Source organism: Microbacterium thalassium, from assembly GCF_014208045.1.
Lineage (GTDB): Bacteria > Actinomycetota > Actinomycetes > Actinomycetales > Microbacteriaceae > Microbacterium > Microbacterium thalassium.
Map to the genome: position 1 here is coordinate 537,916 of NZ_JACHML010000001.1, position 26,187 is coordinate 564,102.

Annotated in this window: 32 protein-coding genes; 17 read left to right on the forward strand and 15 right to left on the reverse strand. The window is 66.8% G+C overall.

Features of this window, described 5'->3' with window-relative positions; genetic code table 11:
• Positions 1-184 precede the first annotated feature (184 nt).
• A complete protein-coding gene (locus tag HD594_RS02475) occupies positions 185-1,429 on the forward strand; it encodes a Fic family protein (RefSeq protein WP_184749425.1) in 1,245 nt (414 codons plus the stop codon).
• A gap of 195 nt (positions 1,430-1,624) precedes the next feature.
• Here HD594_RS02475 and HD594_RS02480 read toward each other — a convergent pair whose 3' ends face one another.
• Positions 1,625-2,050, reverse strand: a complete 426-nt coding sequence (locus tag HD594_RS02480) for a DUF1801 domain-containing protein (RefSeq protein ID WP_184749426.1) — start codon at positions 2,048-2,050, stop codon at positions 1,625-1,627.
• A 98-nt stretch (positions 2,051-2,148) separates the two neighbouring features.
• Entirely contained in the window at positions 2,149-2,319 is a 171-nt protein-coding gene (locus HD594_RS02485; protein ID WP_184749427.1) for a hypothetical protein, read from the reverse strand.
• A gap of 237 nt (positions 2,320-2,556) precedes the next feature.
• Here HD594_RS02485 and HD594_RS02490 point away from each other — a divergent pair, with 237 nt between their 5' ends.
• Complete coding sequence (locus HD594_RS02490; protein ID WP_184749428.1) at positions 2,557-2,775, forward strand: hypothetical protein; 219 nt, start codon at positions 2,557-2,559, stop codon at positions 2,773-2,775.
• Between the two features lie 11 nt (positions 2,776-2,786).
• Positions 2,787-3,185 carry a DUF6855 family protein gene (locus HD594_RS02495; protein ID WP_184749430.1) on the forward strand — a complete coding sequence of 133 codons (399 nt, stop codon included), beginning with the start codon at positions 2,787-2,789 and terminating at the stop codon, positions 3,183-3,185.
• Between the two features lie 121 nt (positions 3,186-3,306).
• Here HD594_RS02495 and HD594_RS02500 read toward each other — a convergent pair whose 3' ends face one another.
• Positions 3,307-3,960, reverse strand: a complete 654-nt coding sequence (locus HD594_RS02500) for a class I SAM-dependent methyltransferase (protein WP_184749432.1) — start codon at positions 3,958-3,960, stop codon at positions 3,307-3,309.
• Positions 3,957-4,343: a bleomycin resistance protein gene (locus tag HD594_RS02505; RefSeq protein WP_184749433.1), complete on the reverse strand. Its 387-nt coding sequence runs from the start codon at positions 4,341-4,343 to the stop codon at positions 3,957-3,959. Before HD594_RS02505 ends, HD594_RS02500 begins: the two co-directional genes overlap by 4 nt.
• Before the next feature lie 352 nt (positions 4,344-4,695).
• On the opposite strand from HD594_RS02505, the gene HD594_RS02510 reads away from it, so the two are divergent.
• Both HD594_RS02510 and HD594_RS02515 read left to right on the forward strand, forming a co-directional pair.
• Positions 4,696-6,168: a serine hydrolase domain-containing protein gene (locus tag HD594_RS02510; protein WP_221446534.1), complete on the forward strand. Its 1,473-nt coding sequence runs from the start codon at positions 4,696-4,698 to the stop codon at positions 6,166-6,168.
• Between the two features lie 20 nt (positions 6,169-6,188).
• Complete coding sequence (locus HD594_RS02515) at positions 6,189-6,374, forward strand: hypothetical protein (protein WP_184749435.1); 186 nt, start codon at positions 6,189-6,191, stop codon at positions 6,372-6,374.
• Positions 6,375-6,581: 207 nt separating this feature from the next.
• On the opposite strand, the gene HD594_RS02520 is transcribed toward HD594_RS02515, so the two are convergent.
• Positions 6,582-7,679, reverse strand: coding sequence for a PDDEXK-like family protein (locus HD594_RS02520; protein WP_184749437.1), 1,098 nt, complete (start codon positions 7,677-7,679; stop codon positions 6,582-6,584).
• Positions 7,680-8,049: 370 nt separating this feature from the next.
• Between HD594_RS02520 and HD594_RS02525 the strand changes: the two genes are divergently transcribed.
• Positions 8,050-8,970, forward strand: a complete 921-nt coding sequence (locus HD594_RS02525; RefSeq protein ID WP_184749439.1) for a restriction endonuclease — start codon at positions 8,050-8,052, stop codon at positions 8,968-8,970.
• Positions 8,971-8,991: 21 nt separating this feature from the next.
• On the forward strand, positions 8,992-9,396 hold the full coding sequence (locus tag HD594_RS02530; RefSeq protein ID WP_184749440.1) for a hypothetical protein: 405 nt from the start codon (positions 8,992-8,994) through the stop codon (positions 9,394-9,396).
• Positions 9,397-9,635: 239 nt separating this feature from the next.
• Here HD594_RS02530 and HD594_RS02535 read toward each other — a convergent pair whose 3' ends face one another.
• Complete coding sequence (locus HD594_RS02535) at positions 9,636-10,241, reverse strand: TetR/AcrR family transcriptional regulator (RefSeq protein WP_184749442.1); 606 nt, start codon at positions 10,239-10,241, stop codon at positions 9,636-9,638.
• Positions 10,242-10,338: 97 nt separating this feature from the next.
• Here HD594_RS02535 and HD594_RS02540 point away from each other — a divergent pair, with 97 nt between their 5' ends.
• Genes HD594_RS02540 through HD594_RS02550 form a run of 3 tightly spaced genes read left to right on the forward strand, consistent with a single transcriptional unit; the run spans position 10,339 to position 12,939 of the window.
• Positions 10,339-11,610 carry an MFS transporter gene (locus HD594_RS02540; RefSeq protein WP_221446535.1) on the forward strand — a complete coding sequence of 424 codons (1,272 nt, stop codon included), beginning with the start codon at positions 10,339-10,341 and terminating at the stop codon, positions 11,608-11,610.
• 1 nt (position 11,611) lies between these two features.
• Positions 11,612-12,220, forward strand: a complete 609-nt coding sequence (locus HD594_RS02545; RefSeq protein ID WP_184749443.1) for a sugar O-acetyltransferase — start codon at positions 11,612-11,614, stop codon at positions 12,218-12,220.
• 2 nt (positions 12,221-12,222) lie between these two features.
• Positions 12,223-12,939 (forward strand): HAD family hydrolase, encoded by a 717-nt coding sequence (locus tag HD594_RS02550; RefSeq protein WP_184749444.1) that lies wholly within the window; start codon positions 12,223-12,225, stop codon positions 12,937-12,939.
• 105 nt (positions 12,940-13,044) lie between these two features.
• Here HD594_RS02550 and HD594_RS02555 read toward each other — a convergent pair whose 3' ends face one another.
• From HD594_RS02555 to HD594_RS02565, 3 genes are all read right to left on the reverse strand, one after another.
• The gene (locus tag HD594_RS02555) at positions 13,045-13,779 is read right to left on the reverse strand and encodes a dienelactone hydrolase family protein (RefSeq protein ID WP_184749445.1); all 735 of its coding nucleotides are present in this window, start codon (positions 13,777-13,779) and stop codon (positions 13,045-13,047) included.
• A 12-nt stretch (positions 13,780-13,791) separates the two neighbouring features.
• The gene (locus HD594_RS02560; RefSeq protein ID WP_184749446.1) at positions 13,792-15,000 is read right to left on the reverse strand and encodes an acyl-CoA dehydrogenase family protein; all 1,209 of its coding nucleotides are present in this window, start codon (positions 14,998-15,000) and stop codon (positions 13,792-13,794) included.
• Positions 15,001-15,130: 130 nt separating this feature from the next.
• Positions 15,131-15,796, reverse strand: coding sequence for a GntR family transcriptional regulator (locus tag HD594_RS02565; protein ID WP_184749448.1), 666 nt, complete (start codon positions 15,794-15,796; stop codon positions 15,131-15,133).
• A 254-nt stretch (positions 15,797-16,050) separates the two neighbouring features.
• Between HD594_RS02565 and HD594_RS02570 the strand changes: the two genes are divergently transcribed.
• Positions 16,051-16,359 carry a hypothetical protein gene (locus HD594_RS02570; RefSeq protein ID WP_184749449.1) on the forward strand — a complete coding sequence of 103 codons (309 nt, stop codon included), beginning with the start codon at positions 16,051-16,053 and terminating at the stop codon, positions 16,357-16,359.
• Between the two features lie 55 nt (positions 16,360-16,414).
• Here HD594_RS02570 and HD594_RS02575 read toward each other — a convergent pair whose 3' ends face one another.
• The 3 genes from HD594_RS02575 to HD594_RS02585 form a co-directional block, all read right to left on the reverse strand.
• Positions 16,415-17,131 carry a nuclear transport factor 2-like protein gene (locus HD594_RS02575; RefSeq protein ID WP_184749450.1) on the reverse strand — a complete coding sequence of 239 codons (717 nt, stop codon included), beginning with the start codon at positions 17,129-17,131 and terminating at the stop codon, positions 16,415-16,417.
• Positions 17,128-17,709 (reverse strand): flavin reductase family protein, encoded by a 582-nt coding sequence (locus tag HD594_RS02580; protein ID WP_184749452.1) that lies wholly within the window; start codon positions 17,707-17,709, stop codon positions 17,128-17,130. The genes HD594_RS02575 and HD594_RS02580 overlap by 4 nt, the downstream gene beginning before the upstream one ends.
• Before the next feature lie 380 nt (positions 17,710-18,089).
• Positions 18,090-18,533 carry a hypothetical protein gene (locus HD594_RS02585; RefSeq protein WP_184749453.1) on the reverse strand — a complete coding sequence of 148 codons (444 nt, stop codon included), beginning with the start codon at positions 18,531-18,533 and terminating at the stop codon, positions 18,090-18,092.
• A 118-nt stretch (positions 18,534-18,651) separates the two neighbouring features.
• Here HD594_RS02585 and HD594_RS02590 point away from each other — a divergent pair, with 118 nt between their 5' ends.
• The 5 genes from HD594_RS02590 (at position 18,652) to HD594_RS02610 (ending at position 22,082) form a co-directional block, all read left to right on the forward strand.
• Entirely contained in the window at positions 18,652-19,206 is a 555-nt protein-coding gene (locus tag HD594_RS02590) for a DEAD/DEAH box helicase family protein (RefSeq protein WP_184749455.1), read from the forward strand.
• A 154-nt stretch (positions 19,207-19,360) separates the two neighbouring features.
• Positions 19,361-20,083: an alpha/beta fold hydrolase gene (locus HD594_RS02595; RefSeq protein WP_184749456.1), complete on the forward strand. Its 723-nt coding sequence runs from the start codon at positions 19,361-19,363 to the stop codon at positions 20,081-20,083.
• A gap of 69 nt (positions 20,084-20,152) precedes the next feature.
• Complete coding sequence (locus HD594_RS02600; RefSeq protein ID WP_184749457.1) at positions 20,153-20,839, forward strand: GNAT family N-acetyltransferase; 687 nt, start codon at positions 20,153-20,155, stop codon at positions 20,837-20,839.
• Between the two features lie 247 nt (positions 20,840-21,086).
• The gene (locus HD594_RS02605) at positions 21,087-21,554 is read left to right on the forward strand and encodes a hypothetical protein (RefSeq protein WP_184749459.1); all 468 of its coding nucleotides are present in this window, start codon (positions 21,087-21,089) and stop codon (positions 21,552-21,554) included.
• Positions 21,555-21,728: 174 nt separating this feature from the next.
• Positions 21,729-22,082, forward strand: a complete 354-nt coding sequence (locus tag HD594_RS02610) for a hypothetical protein (protein ID WP_184749460.1) — start codon at positions 21,729-21,731, stop codon at positions 22,080-22,082.
• Between the two features lie 281 nt (positions 22,083-22,363).
• On the opposite strand, the gene HD594_RS02615 is transcribed toward HD594_RS02610, so the two are convergent.
• The 3 genes from HD594_RS02615 to HD594_RS02625 all read right to left on the reverse strand — a co-directional run bounded on the left by HD594_RS02615 (position 22,364) and on the right by HD594_RS02625 (position 25,126).
• On the reverse strand, positions 22,364-23,842 hold the full coding sequence (locus HD594_RS02615; protein WP_184749461.1) for an esterase/lipase family protein: 1,479 nt from the start codon (positions 23,840-23,842) through the stop codon (positions 22,364-22,366).
• Between the two features lie 32 nt (positions 23,843-23,874).
• Positions 23,875-24,303, reverse strand: a complete 429-nt coding sequence (locus tag HD594_RS02620; protein WP_184749462.1) for a hypothetical protein — start codon at positions 24,301-24,303, stop codon at positions 23,875-23,877.
• 253 nt (positions 24,304-24,556) lie between these two features.
• Entirely contained in the window at positions 24,557-25,126 is a 570-nt protein-coding gene (locus tag HD594_RS02625) for a TetR family transcriptional regulator (RefSeq protein WP_338103801.1), read from the reverse strand.
• A gap of 111 nt (positions 25,127-25,237) precedes the next feature.
• On the opposite strand from HD594_RS02625, the gene HD594_RS02630 reads away from it, so the two are divergent.
• Positions 25,238-26,170, forward strand: a complete 933-nt coding sequence (locus HD594_RS02630; RefSeq protein ID WP_184749463.1) for an aldo/keto reductase — start codon at positions 25,238-25,240, stop codon at positions 26,168-26,170.
• The last annotated feature ends 17 nt before the right edge of the window (positions 26,171-26,187 follow it).

Consider the following 26,187-nt stretch of genomic DNA (forward strand, 5'->3'; position numbering starts at 1 on the left):
CACACGACCTCGCTCGAGTCGACCGATGCCCGCCGCGCAAAGTGCGGCTTCGGCGGTGATGGCTTCCAATCCGACGCCCCAACTATCAGCCAAAGACGATTCGCTTCCATTGGAAGAAGTGCTGAACAAGCGAACCTACTATCTGATGCCAACAATGTAAGCAATCTGCCTATACGCTTACATTGTGGAGATCGAGCGCTCTGCACACAGTCCGATCGGATCGCTCGTGCCGATCAGCGGGATCGATGGTCGCTTCAACCGACCGTTCGAGCATGTCGCTTTCGTCACCGATCCTCTCGGGCAGGAGCCCACCCTCGCGGGAGAGACTTGGCATGCGGTCGCTGCCGCCAGTAGAGCTCTCGCAAGGCTCGACCAGGCATCCAGACAGGTTCCCAACCCACGCATGTTCCTGCGCCCAACGCTTCGTCGTGAGGCACAGAGCACATCCGCCTTGGAAGGAACCTTCGCCCCCCTGGAGCAGGTTCTTGCATCCGACGCGACCGACGCGCCGAGTCGGAGCAAGGAGCTCGCCGAAGTTCTCAACTACGTCGAGGCCGCAACGCTCGCGTATGACGCAATCGAGCAAGGGCGCCCCCTCAACGTGGGTCTGCTCGAGACCGTGCATCGCATCCTTGTGCGGGGCACGGATGCCGACACCGACCAGGCTGGGCGGATCCGAACGACGCAGGTTTCGATTGGCAGCCCGACCGGCGCGATTGAAGATGCGCGGTTCGTGCCGATGCCAGCAGGAACTAGCCTCAACGTCGCAGTCCAGGACCTGACCAACTGGGTCCGGACAGCGCCTGGGCCACGCGACCCCATCGTTGCTGCAGCCATGGCCCACTACCAGTTTGAGACGCTCCACCCCTTCAACGACGGAAACGGCCGTATCGGCCGACTCATGATGGTGCTGCAGTTGATGGGCGATGGCCTAGTGACCGAGCCGCTCCTGAGTGTGTCGCCGTGGTTCGAAGCGCGACGCACTCAGTACCAAGACCACCTCGCGACGGTCTCCGCAGAAGGCAAGTGGGATCAGTGGATTCGGTTCTTCGCGGAGGGCGTCACATCATCAGCTGACGATGTCGCGCGCCGAGTGGATCGAATGCTTGCCGTGCAGTCTCGGTATGTACAGATACTTCAGGACGCCAATGCCCGCGGCGTGATTCGCGACATTGTCGACGCGCTCATCAGTGACCAGGTGATCACGGTCGCCATGATGAGCGAGAGGTTCGGCAAGACCCCGCAGGCGGTTTCGCCCGCGATTGCCAAGCTCATTGAGCTCGGAATCCTCTCCGGTCCGTACGGCAACTACGGGCGTCAGTACATCGCAGATGACATCTTCCTAGCGGTCACGTCACCCGTTGGCCGGGTGCCAGATCGTGATACCCCCCTGCGGAGTGAAGTCCCGACCAACCCGTCTGCTCTATAGGCGAGCGCGCCAGTCGCCCAGCCAAGATCACGAGGGTCCGCGCTCGCTGGTCGGTAGGCGGAACCGTCGACACCGATCCCCAATCGGGCGGTGCGCGATGAGCGAGTGTCGCGTGCGGGCGGACTCGCGTTCGCAAGAGGTTCCACCGTCGCGCACAGGCGAATCCCGACAGGCCCCGGAGCTCGGTTCGTCTCACTACCGTGCGTCGGGCATGAGTTCGCGCGCTCGCTGGAGCATCGTGCGGAACTCCTCGAGGTCGAGCCGGTCGATCGCCGTGAAGGTGATCGCCGCGGCACCCACTCTCACAGCTCCAAGCCGATAAGCGTGGCGCTGCACGAGGTACCCCTCGGAGTCCGCCGCGTTGACGTAGATGGACAGGTGTCGCTTCTGCTCGGCCAATCCCACGAGGAACCACTCGACGTCTGCCCCGCGTGGCCGCGGCTGGACGATCAGGCCGTACCCGATGATGGCTTGCTCGGTCCCGCCCCACATCGTCCCTCGCCATAGCACGCGAGTCAGGCCGGGCAGAGCCTCGGTGATCGCCCTGTCGAGCGCACGCATCTCATGTGACCGCGCCGTCTCGTCTAGGAACTCGTCGACGTCATCGTTCACCATTTCCACGCCGGGAGCCTAACGCCCTGGTCGCTGTGCCGCACTCGCCACCGGGTTTGCAGTTGCGCGCTCCGTGGCCGGCGACGGCTCGTTGTCTGTGGCTGCGGCTATCCCTCAGCCAGCCGCAGAGCCCCAGCCGTGAAGTAGGCCACCGTGCCGGCGGTGTTCTCGACGCCGAAGACCCACTTGCCCGACGGAGTCGGCCGAACATCGATCACGGTGCCTCGCGCGCCGGGGGTGAACACATCGTCTCCTGGCTTGAACACCGTGTCGGTCATGAAACTGAGCCTAGACGGGGGGCGGCGAGGGGACTCGATCGGCCGGTCCGCGGTTGCTCCGTGGCGCTCGACGTCGAAGGACGCATGGACCCGTGCGTGAAGCGCGTTCGCGTTCTGACGGCCCGGCCGCCCGGGAGCACGGGCCCTCGCCAGTCGTGGCGCTCCGGTACCCTGGGGGCGCGTCGACGTCGCCGCCCTCGATCGGTCACGCCATGACGCCCGATGAGAGGAGCAGTCATGCCTTGGTATGCGTGGGTCACGATCGTCGCAATCATCATGGTGTTCGCGTTGGCGATGATGCAGGTGTGGGTGAAGAGCCGCGGTGGGTCGCAGGCCGGCGACCTGCGCCGGGAGCTGGATCTGCTGGCGAGCGAGAACCGGGAGCTGCGAGGCCGCGTCGACGCGCTCGAACGGGGCCGGACAACGCCGCCGCAACCGCCCGCTCCCGGGGTGTAGGGCAGATTCTCATGGCTGTAGGGACGGTCTCGGACCCGTGGGTGCTGCGGACGCCGCCGGGTACCTCCGAGTACACGATGTACCGTGATGGCGACGAGCTCGTGTGCCAGGTGGGCAAGACCCGCCTGACGTACCAGGCGCGCGCGGTCGAGGACCTCCACGCCTGGCTGATCGAACAGGGCGACTGGGTTGCGCTCGGCGCCGCAGACGAACAGAAGCCCGCGGCAGAAGGCACCGTCGAGGCCTGGGGACGCTCCGAGTCCAACCCCGTCGGCGGGTGGTACGGCACCCGCAAGGGATACCGCGGCCGCTTCGGGATGTATCTCCCGCCACTGCTCGAAGCGCTCGGACTGGTCGAGTTGGAGCACAACCCCCGCAACAACCGGGTACGGGCGCTCGCGTCGCGGTGACCTGTCGACGGCCCCGACTACGGCTGCATGCCGGTCCGAGCAGTGCGCGATCGGTAGTCGCCGACGGGCTGCGTCGCACGAGCTGGATTCCGATGGGCACGCTTCCGCGCCGCCCGGATCGTCACTCCGCGCGGGAGCCGGCCAGCATCTTCGCGTTCCTGCGGAACAGATACGCGAATGCCGGCCGGGTGTACGCGATGCCGCGACCGTTGCGACGGATGAGCGCTGCGTCAGCCGCGGCGGGGTTCTTGGGTACGAGGTAGCGGTGCAGGTCAGCGGTGTCCAGGCGGTATCGGCCTTCGCGGTGATGCACGGCGGCCACCAGGTCCAGCGTCGGGTCAAGGGCGGCGAGGCTGGCGTCGCCATGGCTGGCGTTCGCGAGGAAGAGTCCGTCGGGGCGGAGGTAGCGGCGGCAGTGGTCCCAGACCGGCCCCGCGTAGAGGGAGATGAGCAGGTCGAAGGCGCCCTCGTCGAGGGGAAGCGGGTCGGTGTAGTCGGCGTGCAAGAACCGGACATCCACGTCGCCCCGTGCTTCCGGCCGGGCGGCGAGTTCTGCCTCGACGAGTTCGGTGTCGGCGAAGTAGCGGGCCGCGCGTGGGTCGATGTCGAGATATGTCACGGAGCGGATCGCGGCGGACGGCGACAGATCGAGATAGCAGCCGGGATACAGGGCGGTGTCGACGTCCCATGTCGACGCGATCGCGGCGAACATCGCCGACCGGTCGCCGATCGACTGGCGATACGACGACCACGTCAACGTCGGCGCGCGGGTCACGTCGCGACCGGCTGATCGATCAGCGCGAGCTGGGTTCCGTCCGGGTCGATCAGATACCCGACTCTGAGACCCCACTCCTGCAACCGGACCGGGTGGAGTCGCGGCATCCCGACAGATCGCTCTGGGACCCCGGCACGCTTGACGGCCGCGTACAGCTCGTCTACGTCGGCGACGCGGATCGAGCACATGAAGCTGCTGGTTGCCGGGTCGAGACCTGGGTACGGGAAGAACTCCAGACGAAGCTCTCCCCGGGAGAGGATCATCCAGCCGTCGTCGCGGAACTCGCATTCGAACCCGAACCCTCCGTAGAACGCCTCGGTCACGTCGAAATCGCGAGAGGGGAGGTTGGGAACAGCCCGATCCCGGCCGGCGGTCGCGTGCATGCAGCCAATGGTGCCAGCAGAAGGACCTCAGGCGCGGGTCCCGCGCTCGACCCGAGGTGACGGCGCCGACGATCCCCATCCGGGCAGTGCGCGAAGGAGTAGCGGGGCGTGGCGACCGAGCCCGTGCGATAGGCGCCCGCTCCGGCAGGTTGCGCCGGTGGCGCCTACGATACGTCCACGAACCGCGGTCTCACGTCTATAGGAGCACTGAGGGCTCTGGTTCAGCTGCGACAGGCGGTCCATCATCGCGGCATCCCACCCCTCACATCCTCGTACTAAGTACGATCCGTGTCGGTTGGACGGGATACCCTTTGGATGCCGCCATCCGCACGAGCCGAGGGACAGTGATCCGGTGCTGCGCTTTCTGACGATCCTCACCATCAGCCTGGCTGCGACCGTGCCGGCAGCCGCGGCGGACGCGGCGATCGAGGAGTTCATCGACGACGCGATGCCCGCTTCGGGCGCACCAGGTGTCGCCTACGCCGTGGTCGCCGACGGCCAGACGACGGCGGCGGGCGCGCGCGGGGTCGCCCGGAGCGGAGAAGATGCCGAGGTCACGAAGGACACCCCCTTCGCGACCGGATCGATCTCCAAGAGCTTCACCGCGCTGGGGGTGATGCAGCTGGTCGAGGCCGGCGAGGTCGCGCTGGACGACGAGATCGCCCGGTACCTCGACGGGTTCTCCGGCGCGCCCGCCGGCGGCATCACGGTCCGCCAGCTCCTCAGTCACACGAGCGGCTTCTCGACCCTCCAGGGGAACACGTCGCACACCGACGACGACGGCGGGCCGGACGAGCTGGCGAAAGTCGTCGACGCGCTCGAGGACGTCGCGCCCGCGCACCAGCCCGACGAACGCTGGGAATACTCGAACACGAACTACCAGATCCTCGGCCGCCTCATCGAGGTCGTGAGCGCGCAGCCGTTCGACGTCTACATCGAGTCGCACATCCTCGAGCCGGTGGGCATGGAGAACAGCTTCGTCGCCGATGGCGAAGTCCATGATTCGATGGCGACCGGGCACCGGCCGTGGTTCTGGACGAAGCAGCCCCTGACCGACACCGCGACCCACCGCGGAACGGCTCCCCAGGGCGGGGTGATCGCGAGCGCCGCCGATCTCGCGCTGTACATGCGGATGATGATGAACGGCGAAGACGATGTCCTGAGCGCGGAAGGCAAGGCGCTCATGATGCGCCCCGCGAGCGACGCGTCGCCGTTCTACGGCTTCGGGTGGTTCCTCGACTCCGCAAACGGGACGGTCTGGCATGCCGGGTCGACTCCCGGGTTCGAGACGCTCGCGACGATGCGCCCGTCCGACGGCACCGGCGCGGTGGTGCTGGTCAACGGCGGCAGCGGAATCGGGTTCGGCGAGACGACCGAGCTCCGCACCGGCATCACGGCCATCGCGCTCGGGCTGGACGACGACGGCGAGGGATCCCGCTGGTCTCAGAAGGCCCTCTTCATCGGCCTCGCGCTGCTGCCCGTCCTCTACGTGGTCAGCATGGTCTGGGCCTGGACCCACCGCACCGCGATCCGCGCCAAGTCGGGCGTCGCCGGCCAGTTCAGTCTGTGGTTCCCGCTGCTGACCACGCTGGTCGCCGCGTGGGTCCTGCTGAGTCTGGTGCCGACGATGATGGGGGCGCCGCTGGGCACGGTGGCGCTGTTCCAGCCCGACATGGGGCTGGTGCTCGTCGCGGGCGCTGTGACCGGAGTCGTATGGGCGGTCCTTCGGCTCATCATCGCCTTCACCGGAAGATCCCGTCGGCCCGACACCGCTCAAGCGGACGTGCACGAGGTGCGATCCGCCAGCGGCGTCGCGCCGAAGTGACACGACGCTCGACGGCAGCAGTGACGACTTCACGCAGCTTCTTGGAACCACGCGAGCTGCTCAACGAGATCTACCGATTCAACGGAACCTCGGGCCAGTCTCGCGACAGTCAAGTACTCGGCTGGATCATGGACACGCTGTGGTTCGGCGCCGGGCCCGCGGAGCATCGCGCCGCCATGGATCACAAGTCAGCCCTGAGCAAGTGACCCCGGCCCGCGCGTCAGGCTCACCGCCGCGGGCGCGCACCTTGGAGTCCAACTCCGAGTCGACGATCCTCTAACGGGCACTGCGCGGGAGACGGGCGGGGCGTACGACCCTTGAGCCGCACGATTGACGGTGGGCTGCGAGCGCCAGCGCGATCCCGTCGGCTTGATGGGGTGCGCGTCTTCGGCGGGTGGCTCCGGGTGCGGCCGTCAATCCTCGGGTGTCGTCGCCGCTCGACGCTCTGCGATTAGGCGAGCGACTCGCGTCACGAACTCTGTCGCGATCTCAGCGTCGCTCGCGGCCCAACCCAGGTCCAGCGGATCTATCGACTCGTCTTGATAGGTCCGTCCGCGGTAGGCGTAGATGAAGACGCTGGGGAGTTCGGGCCTGACTGACAGCTTGAGCTCGTAGCTCCAGTCGACGTCCGGAAAGTGGTACGCGTTCCAGGCGACGCCCTTCGATCCGCTGTGAGACTCCCAGCCCACCACGAGTCCGGCGTCCTTGAGGTGCGCGTCGATCAGCGGCTCGAGTCGTCTGATGCGGGCGCGAAGCGTGCGTTCGACGTTGCTCCGCGCGGTCAGGAACCGACTCACCGCCTCCCCGTGCTCTTCGAGCAACGTCCGCCATTCGTCAATGCGCGCCGCCTCTACCGCGTTGTCGCTCATGCTCCACCCTCCTGTGCGAGCCTCCATGAATTGCTGCAGTAGATCGAGGCTTCGTCGTTGATTCAGGTCGACGGGACTCAGCAGATGGTCGACGAGATCTGACGAGGAGCGGATCTGTGCTCCTAGTTCCGCGTATGTGATGGACCGAGAGTGCCATCGAGCTTGCGAATCTGGAGCGACCCGGTGCTGAGGGGCGAGGGTCACGACGAGAACTGAGTCAATCCCCTCTTCGTCGAGTGCTCGCCGGGCGTAGGCGTCGAGGGGGTTGTTGAGAACGTGGTTGATCTTGTTCTCCAGCACCAGCGCAAGGCCACTCGTCCTGTTGATGGCGAGGACGTCGATGTAGTCGACCTGACTCCCGAGTTCCCACTCGTCGGATCCGAGATAGCTTCCTGAGTCGAACTGGACGCCCGTTCTCCCGCGGGCGCCGATGAGTTCGGCGCCATCCAGCAGGGAAAGTAGCGAGTCAATGACCAGCGATGCCAAGCCGTGTCGCTCGTTCGGGTCGAGGAAGAAGAGGAGGGTCATGTCGACCCGCGTCTCGCGCCAGCCTTCCCGGAGAATGTCGTAGACATTCACTGGCCGGGCTGGAGCCGGCGCCGCTCCCAGCGGAACGGTGAGGAACGAGAGGTCGAGCGCCACGGCACCACAGTATCCAGACTGGTCGAGGACCGCGCATGAAGGCCGGGCCGGCGGCATTCCCAAGCGGGCAATGCGCGATGGCCGCGGGCGCGGAAAGGTTGGACACCGCTCGAGGGTGGAGCCTCTGCGCGTCACCCCGCCTGCGCAGGTGCGAAGCGGGGCCGGCGGCTCCGTGATCCAGCTCGCGCGAGGCGCGTGAGCCGCGGCTCACTTTGGCGCGCTAGTAGATTGGCGGCCGAGGGCCAGACTCGGCCCTGTCGTCCGCTGAGGAGAAGTGCTTGGTCATGTCGCTGCCGACTCGAGAACCCCGCGGATTGCCGCGAACACCCGCCAGCGGGCCTGGCGCGGAGCGGGATCCGCAGGTGATCGCATGACCGAGATGCCTACGTGGGAGGAGTTCATGATTCCCACGCTCCGCGTCCTGAGCGACGGGCAGGTGCGGACTCGACGCGACCTGTGTCCTCGAGTGGCCCGCGACGTGCAGTTGACCGACGAGCAGACGAAGGAGGTGCTGGCATCCGGCCAGTATCTCTACGAGAACCGCATCGGCTGGGGGTTGTCATTCCTCACGAATGTCGGCGCGCTGGCGCGCCCCACGCGCGGCAACTACACGATCACCGATGCGGGTCGACAGGTCCTAGAGCGGTTCCCTGGTGGCGTTCGTGAACATGAGTTGAGGGCGCTCGGCGAAGATCCCAACTCACCTATCCGCGCGTACGAGGCAACAGCGCCCCGTGCGGCCCCTCCCTCGAGTCCGCTGTCGCCCGAGTCGTCGTCGATGACGCCCACGGAGCAAGTCCAGGGTGGGGTTGCCCGGATCCATGAGGAGGTAGCGAGCGAGCTCCTGCTGCGACTTCAGGGCAAGGACCCGGGGTTCTTCGAGGAAGCCGTCGTTCAGCTTCTTCTCGCGATGGGCTACGGCGGAACAACCGGCAGCGGCTCAGTCACCCAGCTCAGCAATGACGGCGGAATCGACGGAGTGATCGATCAGGACGTCCTCGGTCTCAGTCGTGTCTACATTCAGGCCAAGCGATACGGAAACGACAACGTCGTGCAACGACCGGACGTGCAGGGCTTCGTCGGCGCGCTCAGCGGCAAGGCCGACAGCGGCGTCTTCATCACGACCAGCAGGTTCTCTGAAGGAGCACGCACCTACGCGGACAGTGTGCCGACGCGAATCATCCTGATCGACGGCAAGCGACTCGCCGACCTCATGATCCGCTACGGCGTCGGCGTACAGGTGCGCGAGACGTACAGCATCGTCGAGATCGACGAAGACTTCTTCGCCTAGCGCCGGACAGCAGCAGACCCAATGATCTACGAAGACGACGTCGTGGACGGAGTAGCACGCCTGCTTGCCGCTGACGGATGGTCAATTCAGCGCGTCGCTCACGCCCATGAACGCGGTGACGACATCGTGGCACTGCGGGGCGACCAGCGCCTTGTAGTTGAGGCAAAGGGGGAAGGTTCGTCGAAGCCTACCGCCCGAGCCGGCGCGGCGTTTCGCCGCGGTGAGGTTCGCAAGCACGTCGCCAACGCGGTTTTTCGTGCCATGACCCTTCTCGATCGGGGCATGGAAGCGGGCATCGCGTTCCCCGACAGCGCATCACACCGAGCCTGCGTCGAAAGCGTGCGGCTCAGTATCGGGGCGCTCGGCATCATCGTCTACTTCGTTGATGACCGAGGAAGGGCGCGGCGAGCTACTGTCGCTGACTAGGTCCCCTGTCTGGGGCCTTGATGCCGAAGCCGCCTCAACCGGGGCCAGTCTCCTAGGGCCGTGCCGGCTCCCCGGGTTGGGCCGGAAAGCCACAATTCACACTCGCGGCGCATCGGATCCCCATACGGGCATTGCGCGCGAGCGGAGGGTCGCGTGCGGGCTGCATGCGGCACGTACGAGGTTCCCTCGGCGAGCATCCGGCGTTGCGTCTGTCGCTGCCGTCGGGCTTGGCGGAATGGTCAGCTGGGGGCCCGCAGAAGACTCTCCAGGATCGACAGTGCTTCGTCCTGAGGAGCTGTGTCGTCGAGGAGCCATTGAGTTTGGAGGCCGTCGGATGCCGCGATGACGAGTGATGCGACGGCGCGGGGGTCGAGATCCCCACGGATACGCCCGGCCTGCTGGTGCTCGCGCACAAGTTCGGTGAGATCCTCGCGGACGGTCGCGAACCAGTTCTTGGCGAAGTCGGTGGCTGCGGGATGGCCCTCTTCGAGTGCGGCGGCCATGAGAGTCGAGTACAGCTGCACCAGACCGGGCACCGCGCGGTTGGCGCGCGCGGACTCGATCATGATCTCGACCGGCGTCGGATCCTCGAACAGCGCGATCCGCTCGTCGAGCGCCTTGTCGCTGGCGGTGTAGACCGCGACGAGGAGCTCGTCCAGCGAACCGAAGTGGTGGACCAGGGTGCCGTGGGTGACGCCGACGGCTTCGGCGATCGCCCGCAGGCTGGTCCGGTTCGCGCCGCGCTGCGCGAAGACCTCGATGGCGCGGTCGAGGATCTGCTGCTTCCGCGCGTCGCCCTTGGCGTAGCCGCCGCGCTTCTTCGGTTCCGGTGGGCCTTCTGGCATGCTGACAGCCTACCGCGCGAAACCTTCCACATGGAAGTTTTCCTGCTATTCTGTGTGCGGCGCGGGCGTCCTGCCGCCGCGCAGGAAGTGTGGACACGTGAGCGACGACGCAATCGCACCCATGGTCGAAGACCCGGCCACGGGAGAGATGGCTCCCGATGACGGCCCCGGGGTTTCCGCCCTCGGACTGACGTGGTCGACCCCGCTGTATCGGGGCGCGACGGTCGCGATGTTCCTGTCCGGCCTCGGGTTCTCTGCCGCCGCGCCGCAGATCGCGTCGTTCCTGGTGAACGAACTGGATGCATCGCTCACCGTCGCCGGCCTGTACTACCTGACCAGCCTCACCGCACCGGTCGCGGGGTACATCGTCGGTTCCCGGTCCGACCGCACCGGGCGCCGCCTGGGCCTGTTCCGGATCTGCGCCGTGGCGGGGTTCCTGGGGTGGGCGGGGATCGCGTTCTCGACGCAGCTGTGGATGCCGTTCCTGATCAGCGCCGTCGTCCTCGGGTTCGCCGGCGCCGCGACCTCGCAGCTGTTCGCAGCACTGCACGACGCGCTCGCGGCGAAGCCGACCGTCCACAACGACGGTGTCGTCGCGATCGTGCGGATGGCGCTCACGGCCGGCTGGGTCGTCGGGCCGGTCGCCGGCGCGTTCCTCGTCGCGCAGACCGACGCCCGCGTCATGCTTTTCGCCACGGCCGTCTGCACCCTGGCGCAGATCCTGCCGCTCGGCAGACTCCGCGACACCATGACCGGGCACGCGGCATCCGTCGACAAGCCCGCGCCGCACTCGACACCGGGATTGCGGACGATGATGCCGTTGCTGGCGTTCACCGGCCTCTACATCTGCGTGTACGCCGGCGAGTCCATCAAGTACGCGTACCTGCCGATCTACATGAACGGCCAGCTGGAGTTCCCCGCCGCCCTCAGCGGAGCGATGATCGGCATCCAGCCCCTCGTCGAACTCCTGCTCATGCCGCTCGTGGTCGTCCTCGCCCGCCGCGCAGGGATGATGACGCTGATGGTCCTCGGCGCCGGGTTCGGGGTCGCCGCGAACCTGTGCTTCGCACTGACCGGCACCGCGATCGGGCTGTTCGCCGGGCAGATCCTGATGGGCGGGGTGTGGGGCGTGTTCGCGGTCCTGGGCATCATCGTCGCCCAGCGTCTGCTCCCCACCGCCGTCGCGACGGCCTCGGCGATCTTCCTTAGCTCCACCGCGATCAGCTCCGCCCTGGGCGGACTCGCCGGCGGGCTCGGCGCCGACGCCATCGGACTCCCGCTCGTCTTCCTCATCCCCGCCGGATTCGCCCTCGCCGCCGTCATCGGGCTGATCGTGATGGCGCGCACCCCCGCTGCGAAAGGACTCTGACATGACCGACACCATCGACTGGTTCGCTGGCGACCCCCGCACCAACCGGGAGCGGATGCTCGCCGGCGACCTGTACATCGCCGACGACCCCGACAACGCGCGGATCGCCCGCCGTGCGGCGCAGCTGACCGATCTCTACCATCGGACCTGGCTCACCGACGAAGCCCTCGCGCGCCCGATGCTCGCAGAGCTCCTCGGATCCCTCGGGCAGGACGCGGTCATCAAGCCGCCGATGCTCGTCGACTACGGTGAGCAGCTGTTCGTCGGCGCCCGCACGTTCATCAACTTCGGGCTCACCGCCCTCGACGTCGCACGCATCACGATCGGCGAGGACTGCCAGATCGGCCCGAACGTGCAGCTCCTCACCGCCACGCACCCGATCGACCCGGGGACCCGACGAGCGGGACTGGAAGGTTCGCAGCCGATCACGATCGGCGACAACGTCTGGCTCGGCGGCGGAGTCATCGTCTGCCCCGGCGTGACCATCGGTGACAACACCATCATCGGCGCCGGCTGCGTCGTCACCCGCGACGTTCCCGCGAACGTCGTCGCCGCCGGCAGCCCCGCACGTGTCATCCGCACCATCACACAACCCGAAAGCGAGCAGTAGCCATGCCCGGCCCCGCCCCGACCGTCGCCGTGCTCTGGGACATGGACGGCGTTCTCGTCGACTCCGAACCCCTCCTGTTCGAAGCCGAGCGCCTCACCTTCGCCCCGTACGGCATCGACCTCACCCTCGAGCAGAAGAAGCCGTTCATCGGACTCGGCGGACACGAGATCATGGCGAAGATGGCCGACGCGTTCGGCGTTGACGCAGACTCCGGAGACCTCGGAGAAGCCAAGCTCGGCCACGTCGTCGACCTGCTCGGGGCGGTGACCGGGTTCGCGCCCACCACCGCGCTCGTGCGGAGCCTCGCCGCTCGCGGCATTCCCATGGCGGTCGCGTCCGGGTCATCGCCGGAGATGATCCAGACCGCGCTGACCGCGGTCGGCCTGGCCGAACATCTCCCCACCCGCGTGTCGGTCCTCGAGGTCGAGCGCGGCAAGCCCGCGCCCGACGTGTTCCTCGCCGCCGCCGACAGGCTCGGTGTCGCGCCCGAGCGGTGCGTCGTGATCGAAGATGCCGTCCCCGGCGTGCTCGCCGCCAAGGACGCCGGCATGCGCTGCATCGCGATTCCCTACGTCACAGACCCGTGGGACGACCGGTTCGACGTCGCGGACCTCGTCGTCCGAGGCGGCATGGCAGCCGCAGACCCCAACGCGCTCCTCGACTGGATCACCGCTCGGAGCAGACGTACCGCAGGCGCCACGTCCCTCGTCCGGCGGTGAGCCGCCAGCGGGTGCTGCGGCAGGGGATTGGGACGTGGCGCCATGCGTGGCGTCCTGTAGTGGCATTCGAACGTCGGCGCGGTCAAATCCAGCCAATGAGCGTGGCTAGCTGAGGTGCTGTTCGAAGAACGCGAGCGTTCGGGTTCTGGCGTCTGCCGCCGCTTCCGGTATGAGCGGGCTGGGGGCTCCGGGCATGAACTCTTCCATGTCGAAGGCGTGCCCCGCTCCCGGGTATCGGATCACCTCGGCGTGGGTGTCGAGGATGCGGAGCGCTTCTTCGATGGCGTCGAGCTCACCTTCGGCGAGGAGGAAGTCGTCTGCTCCGAAGAGGCCGAGCCAGGGCGTCGTCAGCCCGCCCAGTCGGTCGGCGAGTGCGGGCAGCCCGAGGTTGTCTCCGTATCCGGGTTCGATGATGCCGTTGGCGTAGTAGCTCGTGGCTGCGGCTACCGATCCGTTCAGGGCGGCCACAAGGGCGGCCCTGCCGCCGAACGAGAAGCCGAGCGCGCCGATGTTCGCCGTGTCGATGCCCTGTCTGCGCAGGTAGTCGGCCGCTTCCGCGATGTCGGCGGCCACGGTGTCGTCGCCGGGAAGTGCCAGCGCGAACTCCTCGATTCCGCCGAACTCGAACGGGTCCAGCTGCTCGACGCCTCGTCGGTGGTGCAGCAGCGGCGCCACGGCGGCGTAGCCGTTCTCAGCGAGCCGTTGCAGCCACTCCGCGATCTGGGGTGTGTATCCGGGCGCCTGGTGCAGGACGATGACGCCCCCGCGCGGGGTTCCTTCCGGCACTGCGACGCGAAGCGGCACGCCGTTGTGTTCGGCTGCCTCGATGGTGATTGTCATGTTCTGCTTCACTCACTCCGTGCCAGGGATCGGGCCGAAGGTCGGTCCCATCCAGATGTAGTTGTCGGGTGCTCCGAGGAGGTCCCAGCCGACGTTGCTCATGTGGGAGTCGTCGACGATGAAGTGCTGGACCCCGGCGAGCGCATCGCGAATGGCGCGCTGGGCGTCGCCGGCGCGAAGGGTGGTGCCGCCGCCGCGGCGGTATGCCCATTCGGCGACCTCGCGGGCGATGTCGTGGGTGTGGATGTTGGCGCCCATGAGCATCGAGGTCTGCTCACGCGACAGCCCGCATCCCTCACGGAGCGTGTCGTCGATGTCGGCGAGCACCTCGGTGACAAGCGCCCGGGCGGCGCGGGCCTTCATCTCCAGCTGCGCGTACTCGATCCGGAATCGGTCGTTGTCGGCCTGGCGCTTCGCCCCGGGCCGGGACGGCGGGCGGTTGGCGTTGGCTGCGGCGTCGTCGAGGATGCGTCGGGTGATGCCCGTCGCGAATCCGAGGTGCATGAGCGGGATGAGCAGTCCGACCCCGCCGAGCGCCTCGTCGCCGCCGAGAATGGGCGCGCCGAGGACGACGGCTTCGTGTGCCGCGGGGACGAAGACGTCGGTGAACGTGAAGTCGACGCTCCCGGTGCCGCGCAGGCCGATCGTGTCCCACCCCTCCCCGTAGGAGATCTCGGAGGTGGGGACGGCGAACATCGCCGGCGGCCCCTGAACGGGTTCGCCGTCGACGAGCTTCTGCGCGGGTGTGAAGATGAACCGGGCATGCTTGGACCCGCTGGCATATCGGTACGAGCCCGTGAGGCTCCACCCGCCGTCGACCGCGACCGCCGTCGCTGCGCCGTTGCTGACGGCTCCGAAGAGGGGCTCGCCGGAGTCGATGATCTCGCGAGCTGGCTCGTACTCGAGGTAGTCGATCATGTGTCCGCCGGCGGCGAAGATCGTGTTGACCCAGCCGATCGATCCGTCGATGCGAGCCACACGGTCGAGGATCGGGAGAGCCTCCCCGGGAAACAGGCCCATGCCACCGAGCTCCTTCGGCAGGAAGACGCGTGTCACGCCGGCTTCGATGAGGAGCTCGATGGCGCGATCGGTGAGCTTCTGCTGCGCCTCGGTCTCGGCAGCCTCCGCGGCCAGCGCGGTGGCCACGCTCTCCAGCTTCCGCATGGTCTGGGCGACGCTCTGCGTCGACTCGAGCGTCTGTGGTTCTGAAATCAGCGACATCGCTGTGGACCTTTCGTGTCGGTCTCGCCCGGCTGCGTTGCCAACGAGCTGAACCCGCAGTGGCAGGTCAATACACAGTATTGACATGTCAGAGGTAGGTGTCAAGCGTCCGGACCCGAACGGGGGTGGGTCAGAACGGGAACGAGACCGAGGTGTGTGCCAGGGATGTCGAGGCGAGCAGGAACTCGGTGACACGGGCGCGCGACTCGCGGATGTATGCGCGGGTCAACTGCTCCGCCTCTTCGGGGGTGGATGAGAGCATCGGGGGCATGCCGAGGGACTGCATCGTGCTTCGGGTGTCTGAGCGCCATACGAGCGTGAAGATGCGGTACATGTCGCCGGCCAGTCGCCGGTAGAGGTCGGCCAGGACGGCGTTGTCCGCGGCGTCGACCACGATGTCCCAGGTGGCTGTTGCGTATGCGACGAGCTCCTGGGGGGTGGCGTTCGCGCCGGGGACCTTGTGGCTCATCAGCTGCTCGCGCTGCTCGTCGGTCATCCGCGCCGCAGCGAGGCGCACGAGTGCCGGTCCGAGGATCTCCCAGGCTTCGAAGAATTCGCCGACGCCGCGCAACGTGATCGGGGCGACGGTATACCCGACGCGTGGCACCGCAGTGAGGAGGTTCTCGGATGCCAGACGCACCAGTGCGCTCCGCACGGCGGATAGCCCGAAGCCGTACGAGGACGCCAGCGATCGCTCGGTCACCTGCGAGCCGGGAGCGATCGTGCAGTCGAGGATCTCCGACCGCAGCAGCTCGTAGGCCTGGTCCACGAGCGAGACAGGGGAGCGGTCACTCATCCGCCCAGCGTATGCCAGCCGCGGTGAACTGACATGTCGGCGCTCAGGAGCGGTGGCGCATCCAGCGGTTTGCAATTGCACATATCAATATTGACAGGTCACAGGTCGACTCTCTAGGTTCAGGGCAAGAGGGTGTCGACGCGGACCCGCCTCGCCCGACGATCTGCCGGGATGCCGCAGGCCGGGCGGCTGCGACCGTCGGCGCCCGTCCGGTGGCATCCGCTGTCGGACTCGAGCGAGCAAAGGGAACACCAATGTCAGATATCGACGGCCGCTGGCACATCGAAGCGCAGTCTCCGATGGGCAAGCAGACCTCCATCCTCGACCTCACCGCCGACGGCGCCACGGCCAGCGGTCAGCTCGTCGGACCCGACGGTGAGACCACAGACATCCTGGACGGGAAGGTAGACGGAACGAACGTCGACTTCCGGATCGAGCTCACCAAGCCGATGGCGATGAGGATCAACTTCGCACTCGACATCGACGGCGACACGTTGACCGGCAAGGTGAAGGCCGGGATCTTCCCTCCGTCGCGCGCGACCGGATGGCGCGTGGGCGACTGATCCCGGAAGGAGCAACGGGGTGCGCGGCTCACAGGCGGCGCACCCCGTTGCTGGGTCATCGGTAGACGGGGCCCTCGTATGCCCGTGCGCTGACGAGCTTCCCCTGACGGAAGCCATAGACGCCCAGGCCGCCGTGCGGAGGCCGGCGCCAGCTGGTGAACTCGACCGCATAGTCGTGTCCGGCCGCCGTGACCGTGTTGAACTGCAGGGGGACGCCGCCCTTGCGCTCTGGTGTGCTGGCGAACGCGTCTATGAAGACCCCGGCCGGCACCGGCCCGACGGGTGACTGGAAGACGGCGCGCTCGTCTATGGCCGCCTCGAGCAGCGCTCGCTCGCCGGAGGTGATCGCCTCGTAGTACCGCCGCAGTTCCTCGGGCCATTGAAACGGCGTCGGTGCCACCAGCGGGCGGCGCGGCTCAGTGAGTCCGAGGTGGGCCTTGTTGTAGTACACGCGACCCTGTGGTTCTGGCGCGGTCTTGTCCCACACGAATGCCACGGGCACCTCGGCGGGAGCGCTGCCGGGTCGGTGATAGACGTACTCCCAGACATCCCTCTCGGGGGACTCGATCGTGCCCGTGCGTTCGATCCGCTCCCAGCCGCGTTCCGGCCACACCAGAGACTCGGCTTGGAACGTCTCGGGATCAGACCATCCAGCTGTCGGGTCGTCGATTCTCGTCTGCGCACTGATCCGGGTCAGCAACTCGGCTGTCGTTGCGTTGTGAGGCTCTGTCATCGCTGCCCCTTTGGCCGGGGACATCAGTTGATCGGTCACGCGATACGCGAGTGCTCGCTGAGCACGTGCCACTGGCGGTTGTGGTACACGAGCGGGTGACCGTCGGCTTCGTCCTCGTTCCACGCCTCGATGACATGGATCACGAACAGCGTCGCCGCCCCCGCGTCGACCTTCTTGACCACCTGCCCGCGAACGCGACGACGCGGGGCGAGATAGAAGGGCTCGCCGGTCGGCAGGACCGCCCATCGGTAAGGGTCGGCGAACCGGTCGGCACCGGATGTCGCCCCCAGCACTGCGAGGTCGTGGCACTCGGCATCGATCAGGTGAACGACGACCGTGTCGGCGGCAAGAAGCGCCGACGTGCTGGATGACAGCGCTGACGCCGAGAAGACGATCAGAGGAGGGGTGACGCTGATCGAGAACAGCGAAGACGCCGTCATCGCGACGGGACCATCCGGCGAGTTGGCAGTGATTACAGTGACGCCGGACGGATGGTCGCGGAAGAGAGCCTTCAACGCTTCAGGGGCAACCCCGCTGTCGCCGGCCAGGAGGATCTGTTCGACCGGCCCGGTCGAGGTGGCTGTCGCGGGGGACGTACTGCTGCTGAGTCGATCCATTACTGCGCCTTTGCATGGTCGTCGCGGTCTCGCACCGCATGTCTGTAATGCCAGCCTGTTGTTGATGACATGTCAGAGGATAGTCGCTGACTGTTGGGGAGACAAGGTCGACAACTCTCGGGCAAGAGGTCACAGCGGGCCGACAGGCCGCGACGCCGAACTGCGCGCCGTGGGGAAGTCCCACCTGCTTCGCCGGCTCGGACGCGTTCTCCAGTTCTGCGGGAGTTGGGGAACGCCTTCCGCGGGGCCAGTCCGTCACCGGCTACGAAGAAGAGGTCGGTCGGATCCGTATGCGGGCGTCGAACGTGGGTGGGGCCTTGGCGGCCACGTTGGATCCGCAGGAGGCACCGTTCGACCGATCCGGCTCGACGCGGGTGCAATCACGCGGCGATGCGATGCCGCTGGACGCCACGCTGCGCGGATCGGTGCGCGAGCAACCCGGCGAACCACCCGAGCAACGACGCGAACGCCGTCACGATGCCGAACTGCGCCAGGAGCCCGAGCACGTACGCCCAGTCCGCCGACATCCCCGCCGAGGCAAGTGCGAACAAGAGGTGACCGAGGAATCCGATCACGAACCCCAGCGCGACGACCGCTGCGACGCCCAGCCACGGCGAGCGCAGGCCGCGCGTGGCGGCCACCGCGGCCGGCAGCCAGACCAGGCCCGCGACGGCCACGGAGCCCAACACGTATCCCACGACGATGCCGATCGCCGAACCGGTCGATATGTCCCACTGCGAAATGGGACCTTGGCTCGCGAACAGGTACGCGGCGACCGCGATCGCCCAGATCGGAACGCCCCACCCCAACTCCCGCGCCGTCATGCAGGGATCATCCCATGCCGGCGCGGTGGCCAGAGTGAACACATGGTCACGATCCAAATAGCCTGCGCGGCGGTGGTCCCGTGCGGGCGTTGGGTCAGGGACGTCCTAGAGTCGCGACATGCGGATCGTCGTCTCCGGGACCCACGCGAGCGGGAAGAGCACGCTCGTCTCCGACTTCGCCATTCGGCACCCGGAGTTCGTCGTGCTCCCGGACCCATTCGAGCTCGTCGACGAGGCCCGCGATACCCCGAGCGCCGCATTGTTCGCGACCCAACTGCGCGTCTCGGCTGCCCGGCTCCATCCGGACGAGACCCCGGGCCACTTCGTCGCCGAGCGAGGCCCGATCGACTTCCTCGCCTACCTGCTGGCTCTGGACGAACTCAGCAGTGCGCCCGGTTCACGCGAGCTCGTCGAGCGGTCGATCGAGATCACCCAGGGCGCAATGCAGCATGTCGATCTCCTCGTCGTGCTGCCCCTCGACGAGGGCGCTGAGATCTTCGTTCCCCCGGACGAACACCTTCCACTGCGCGAAGCAATGAACGACGTCCTGCTGGAACTCGTCGACGACGACGAGATCGTCGGCGCGAACACGATCGTCGTCGAGATCGCCGGCGATCGGAATCAGAAGCTCGCAGCGCTCGAGACCCTCATGCCTGCGCACTTTCGCTGCTGAGGAGAGCGATCCCCAAGCGGGCGGTGCACGAAACGGGAACGACGCGTACATGGCTGAGCCCGTGCGGTTCAGGGTCCATCGTGCGCTGGCTTGGTTGTCCACGCCGGTTCGAATTGTGGGCGGGGGTGTCGGAGGTGGCAGCGAGGATGATCGCATGGCTCCGAGCGCGAACGCACCGACTTTTGTTCTGATCGCCGGCTACCGGCTGGGGGCTTGGGCATGGGACGAGGTACGGGATCGCCTGACTGCGTTGGGTCGGCGGGTGATTCCGATGACGCTGCCCGGGCTCGACGAGACCGATCCCGACCGGGCGTCTCGGAGTGTCGAAGACCAGGCGGCCGCGATCGAGCGGGTCTTGACCTCCGAAGCCGGGCCAGCCGTCGTCGTGGCGCACAGCGGAGCGAACGTCCCTGTGAGCGTCGTGCTCGATCGTCACCCCGAGGCGGTCCGTAGGGTGATCTGGGTCGACAGCGGGCCGGTCGCGCCTGACTACGCACCGAGCGCCCCGGAGGAGCTGGAAGAACTGCCGCTGCCGCCGTTCGACGTGCTCGGGGAGGCCGCCAGCCTGGAGGGGCTGACCGCTGACGTCCTCGCGCGCTTCCGGCGCCGAGCTGTTCCCGAACCAGGACCTGTGGTGTGCGGATCTGTGCAGCTGAGCAATGATGCACGCCGGCGGGTTCCGACCAAGCTGGTGTGCTGCTCAATCCCGAGCGGGGAGCTGACGGCGCTGGCGGAGGCGGGTCATCCCATGTTCGCTGAGGTCGCCGAACTCGAGCACCTCGAACTCGTCGACCTTCCGACGGGCCACTGGCCGATGTGGAGCCGTCCCGCTGAGCTCGCGCAGATCCTCGCCGGCGCGGCTTCGACGGCGGACTGACCGTGGTGCGGGCCGCTGGCGGACCGTCGTGGTTCGTGAGTGGCGCGGATCTGACGGCAGAATCGGGGGATGACCTCTCAGCGCCTTGTCGATCTGTGGCCCGCTGCGGGGGTTCGGGTGCGTGCGGGAGACCTCGAGATGCGTTGGATCGACGATGACCTCGCCGTCGATCTCGCGCTGCTCGCGGGGAAGGGCGTTCACGATGAGGGAACGATGCCGTTCAACTACCCATGGACGCGTGGAACCGGGCGCGAGGTCGCTCGGAGCGTCCTGACCTATCAATGGGGCGCCCGCCCCAGCGTGAGTGCTGACCGGCTCGTTCTCGAACTGGGGGTCCTCATCGGCGGCGAGCCGGTTGGCATTCAAAGCGCGTCGGGCGAAGGCTGGTCGGTGCTGCGTGAGGTCGAGACAGGCTCGTGGCTGGGTCGCGCGCACCAGGGGAAGGGCATCGGCCGCCGCATGCGGGCACTGATGCTGCACTTCTGCTTCGAGGCGTTGCATGCCGAGCACGTCGTGTCCGCAGCGTTCGAGGACAACGTCGCGTCGAACGCTGTCTCGCGGCGCACCGGCTATGCCACCGACGGGGTGCAGCGAGTCGAACGTGAAGGAGTCGCCGCTACCCAGACGCGGTACCGGATGGACCGGGACCGCTGGCTCGAGGTACGAGACCAGAACCAGAACATCATCGACGAGAACATCGAGGTGGTCGGCGTCGAAGCCCTGCTGGCAGACCTGGAGAACGCAGACCCCACCTAGAGCCCCAGCGATCACACGATCCACATGCGGCAGCGGGCGAGAGCGGGAGGTGGCGGGCGGGGTGGGAGGCGCTCAATTGAGGTCCCTTCCAGGCTTAGCCAAGCCCAGCAAGGTGTCATTGATCGTGCCGCAGACTCGAGCGTCTTGCCATGGAGTGACGGAACATCACTTCGCCTAGCGCCGCTACGCTGTTGCCCGCAGTACACCTGGACGATTCGCGCGGAAGCGACTTCCCGGAGGTGGCGAAGTGGACCTCGATGCCTGGCAGCCGATCCTCATCGCGCTCGCGGTGCCGACCCTATCCTTGCTCACTGCCATCCTGACAAAAGATCGGGACCCAGCGATATATAGGCGGCTACGCCACAGCAGCGCTGCTCTCAAGGATGCTCCCGAGGGGTCGGCCGCGAGGTCAGAACTCGACCTGCTGGTTGTCGCGCAGGCCGCGAAGCTCAGGTCGCGCGAGGAGTCTCGGCCGCGCCAGATCAAGTGGTGGGACTTGTTCTTCGCTATCGCGGTCTTCCTCGTCTTTGCTGCCGTGATGTGGGGCATGATTGCGTGGACCCTGGCCACCTGGGGCACTCCATGGGCCTGGCTCACTACACCCGCCACCGTGGTCATTGGAGCGGTTGGAATCTTCTTCAGCTCTGCCTTCTTCGGTGGCGTGACAACCCCACGCGAGGATCCGAGAGCCAGGAAGACTAGCGCGCAACCCTAGGGCCACCGCGACGTTCGAAGCCACACCACCTACTACGAGTCGCGTCGATCCGCTTGCGGGCAGTGCGCGAGAGCGGAGGGTCGCGTGCGGACTCCTCGGCGTTCGATGAGGGGTCGTCAATGAGTCTTCGGTCAGTAGCGGCGTCACGGGATGCAGCGCCGGTAGGCTCCCCGCATGACTCACGAGAATCTCCGCACAGGGCTCGCCGCCGCCGCTGCCATGTATCCCGAGGGGTACAAGTTCTTCCGCAACCTTGGGGCGATTACTTCCACGCAGGAGATGCAGATGATCTTCGACCGGGCGGAAGACATCGCCGCGTGGCTCGATGCGAAGGAGCGGGGCGAGCATGTAACCGCGGCTCAGGTCGTTCGGGCGCGCACCGAGAAGGAATCGACCATCGAGCCCGGACAGTCCGAGCGCATTTTCGGCGACAAGGACATGATGCTGAAGTACAGCCAGTGGCTCGACGAGCGTCGGCTGCGAGACAACACGAAGTCACGTCGCGCATTCCTCAGCGAACTGGGGTGAGGAACTGCTGACCGGTGCGTCTAGGTGGCGGATGGCAGTACACCCCCAGGTGACTGATCACGATCCTTGCGCGGCTCGCTGACCGCGACATCGCGATCCCCAAGCGGGTAGCGCTCTCAGACGGAGGTTGGGGTACGCGCTGAAAGCAGCGCGACAGAGGCGCCCTGTAGGCGACCGCGTGCTAGCGGCTTTGGGTCGGCTCCCGGAGGGACCAACGCAAGTGCTTGGTCCGAGCAAACCCGCCGGCTCGCGACCATCTGGCAGGCGGTGATCAACACGGCCTAGGAACACCACTCCCCATAGAGGAAGTCCGTGCCGACCGCGATCTGTGTGACACGATCATTGAATGTCTCGATGAGAATATTCACTCCGCGATCGGGGTAGGACCAGAACAGACTGGCAGGACCGCCGAGAGGATCACCGTACCCGTCGTCGTTGATCCCCGCCGCGCGAAGCTCCGCTGACGAGCTGCCTAGGCTGATTCCGTTCGCGAGCATGGGCGCATCCGCGCCGAAAATCGGCGCGCCAGCATCGTCGAATTTCGATCGGACGATGAGCAGGTCGTACCGTCCCGAACTCGTACCTTGATCCCACACGAACATGTTCCAGGTGTCGTGCTTGGTGCCGATCGGTTCAGCCTTCTGCACCCAGTAACACACGTCGAGGTAGTCGATGTCGAGGTTCTCGCGCAGTTCGTCCAAGGTCGAGTTTCGCTGTACTGGGCCAATGCCATCACCAGTAATGACCCATCGATTCGCGGCGGCGGCCCAGTCCTTGAGATAGCCAGCAACGGCTGACAGCGCCTCCGGATTCGTCTTGATCTTCGTGTGACCGCAGGAGGCCTGCGAGCCTAACGCAGCGAGGACGGCGATGGCGTTCTTGTCGGCGGTAATGGTCGGCGACCCGCTCTGAATGAGGTTGAATGTCTCGCCCGTCCACCATCGATAGGATGCGGTGCTCGCTGAACCGATGCCGGAGAACAGGGTCGAGGCGGTGGCAACCGCGGGTCCCCAGCCATAGTCGCATCGCACGACGTAGGAGCCTTCGACTGCGTTCGTGGGCGCAGTGTCGAGCGACCTGGCATATCCAACCTGCGAATCGAGCCAGACGATCCCGTCGCTCATGATGTCCACCTCTTGGCGACCGGTCATGAAGTAGGTGCGCGTGAGCGTTGCGTTGCCGGCGACCTGCGCGATGGGGACGTTGTCCGCGAGTGCCGGCGGGTAGCCGCAGCCTGAGGGAAGCGCGCCAGGGTGGTGGAGTGCGAGGCACTTGGCGGCATCCCCACCGCCCGTCCAGTTCTGTGACGCCTGGTAGAACTGCCCCAGCATGCTGGCGCCCCATGGTGAGCCAGCGTGAGGGGTGTCGATGGTCACCACTCCTCCCACCACGTCAGCGTCCTCGCTGTTCGGCTCGAAGCTGAACCGAGCCATGAGGCCGCCCATCGAGTGACCCGCGAAATAGATGCTCGGTACTGTCTTGCCAGTCAAGGTCTGCGCATTTCGCGCGTAGAGCCGGAGGCAATCGATGACGGTTGAGGAGGAGGGCCACAGCGTGTTCAGCGCCTTGTAGTCAAAGGTCACCACCCGCCAGTCCGAACCGAGCGCGCTTTGAAGGATTGGCTCCGCGTCGGTCATCTCCGTGCCGAGCCAGCCATGGACGAGAACGGCGACGTTCTTGCCGGCCAGATTGCCTTGGGGCTGCGGACAACCCGACTCCGCGACAGCCGCTGGCGGGAGTCCCAGCATTGTCGACGTCATCGCCACCGCCGCAAGCAGGGCACCTATTCGCTTCATTGCGTGCCTTCCTGCGTCGGCGCGGAGTCGATGAATATAAGTCCTTCCGGAGAGTCAGCGACTGTGACAAGCCATGTGGTGACTGAGCCGTCGTCTTGAGTGACTGTGGCTGGGACGATCCACGCGGCACCACTCTGGGTGGCGCCCCTGAATTCGAACGCGATCTGCAGAGTGGGAAACACGGTCTGGACATCATCAGGCACATCAGCGGGATCAAGACCGATGGCCTCGGCGAGCGTCGCCGGATCGCTCGAAGTGAGGCGCTGCGAAAGGTCGGCCAGTGTGTGCTCGTCGACACCCACCGCGGTCGGTGATGCCGATGTGGTCGGTATGGGTGCGGTTGCCGGCGCGGCACCCCAGGGGCGCAAGATGAGAACTGCGGCGAGCAGGCCAGCAGCAACCACGACCACGGCGATTGACGCCACCCACGCACGACGAGTCACTCGCTACCCCCCCCCAGACGACGCATGACCGGAGCGCTGAGAGCCACGCGTACACGGACACTATCGGAACGCAGAGGCGAGCGGAGCGTGTCTCGGCCGTCAATTCGCAATCGTTCGCGCCGCTGAGCTGGCGCGAGGAGGGCAGGCGACACGGACAGATCCGTATTCGGGCATTGCCCGTTGATGGGGCGTCGCGTTCGGGTCGAGGCGTGCTCGATCGGGCGCGTTCAGCGGTTCACGCGTGCGGGCTGAGCGTGTCGAACGCCTGTCGGAGGTAGTCGGCCGGGGTCTGGCCGCTGTCGGTTCTCGCCCACGTGTTCATGGCGATGTCGAAGCAGGCAAGGGAGGCCTGGACGAGCGTTTCGGCGCGCAGTTCCCGGTTGTCGCCCTCGAGCCGCGCCGTCACGAGCGGGGTGAGCAGCTCCGCCCAGAGCAGGTGCTTCTCGAGGTTCCGTGCGCGCAGTGCCGGCGTGCTGCCGAGCACCCGCATGGCGCGTTTGCTCCGATTCTCATCGCGCGAGGGCGTCGCCAGCAGTGCTTCGTAGGCCGCGCCTAGCCCATCCCAGATCGGCTCGTCGGCGGGGCGGGCGGCGAACTGGTCCCTGACGAGCTCGCCCCACCCGGTCGGGTCAGCGATGACGGCATCTTCCTTGGCGGGGAAGTATCGGTGGAAGCTCCGAGCGGACACCCCGACAGCGGTCGCGATCTGCTCCACGGTCACGTTGTCGAACCCGTGCTCGTCGAACAGGTCGACGGCAACGTCGGAGATCCGGGCGCGCACCGCGTCACGCGCGATCGCCCGCACGCCGACGCCAGGCTTCAGGTCACTCACACAGCAAGCATACAGCGCCACTCGTGTCAGTGCCTGACAGAACAGGCGTATAGTGTCATGCGTTCATTCGAGAAGGGAACCTTCATGGATCAGCGCATCCTCGGCCAGCAGGGGCTGGCCGTCTCCGCCATCGGCTACGGCGCGATGGGCACCGCCGTCGGCTACGGACCCACCGACGACACCGAATCGATCGACGCGATCCGTCGCGCACACGACCTCGGCGTCACCCACTTCGACACCGCCGAGATGTACGGCTGGGGTGTCGGCGAGCATCTCCTCGGCCAGGCGCTCGCCCCGATCCGCGACCAGGTCACCATCGCCACCAAGTTCGGCTTCACGCCGTCGTACGCGCCGAACTCGCAGCCGGGCCACGTCCGCGAGGTCGTCGACAACAGTCTCCGCAACCTCGGCGTCGACCACATCGACGTGCTCTACCAGCACGTCCACGACCCGGCCGTCCCGGTCGAGGACGTCGTCGGAGTGATGGCGGAGTACGTGCAGGCCGGGAAGGTGAATTACCTGGGCCTGTCCAACACCACCCCCGACAACGTGCGCCGCGCGCACGCGGTGCACCCGATCAGCGTGCTCCAGACCGAGTACTCGATCTTCGCCCGCCAGTCCGAGGCGTTCTTCCCCGTGCTGAACGAGCTCGGCATCGGGTTCGTCGCCTACTCGCCGCTGGCCCGCGGGTTCCTCAGCGGCGCCGTCCAGCCCCGCACCGCCTACGGCGAATCCGACTTCCGCCAGCACATCCCGTGGTGGGCACCGGAGAACTACGACGCGAACGTCGAGATCGTGAACCAGCTCACCGAACTCGCCGCATCCAAGGGGGCGACGCTCGCGCAGCTGTCGATCGCGTGGCTCCTCGCGCAGAAGGATGACATCGTCCCGATCCCCGGCTCCCGCAACCCGAAGCGGGTCGCGCAGAACGTCGCCGCGGCAGACATCGTCCTCGCCGACGCCGACCTCGCGAAGATCAACGAGATCGCACCCCACGGCGGCATCGCCGGCCGCTGACGCACAGGAGACAGGAA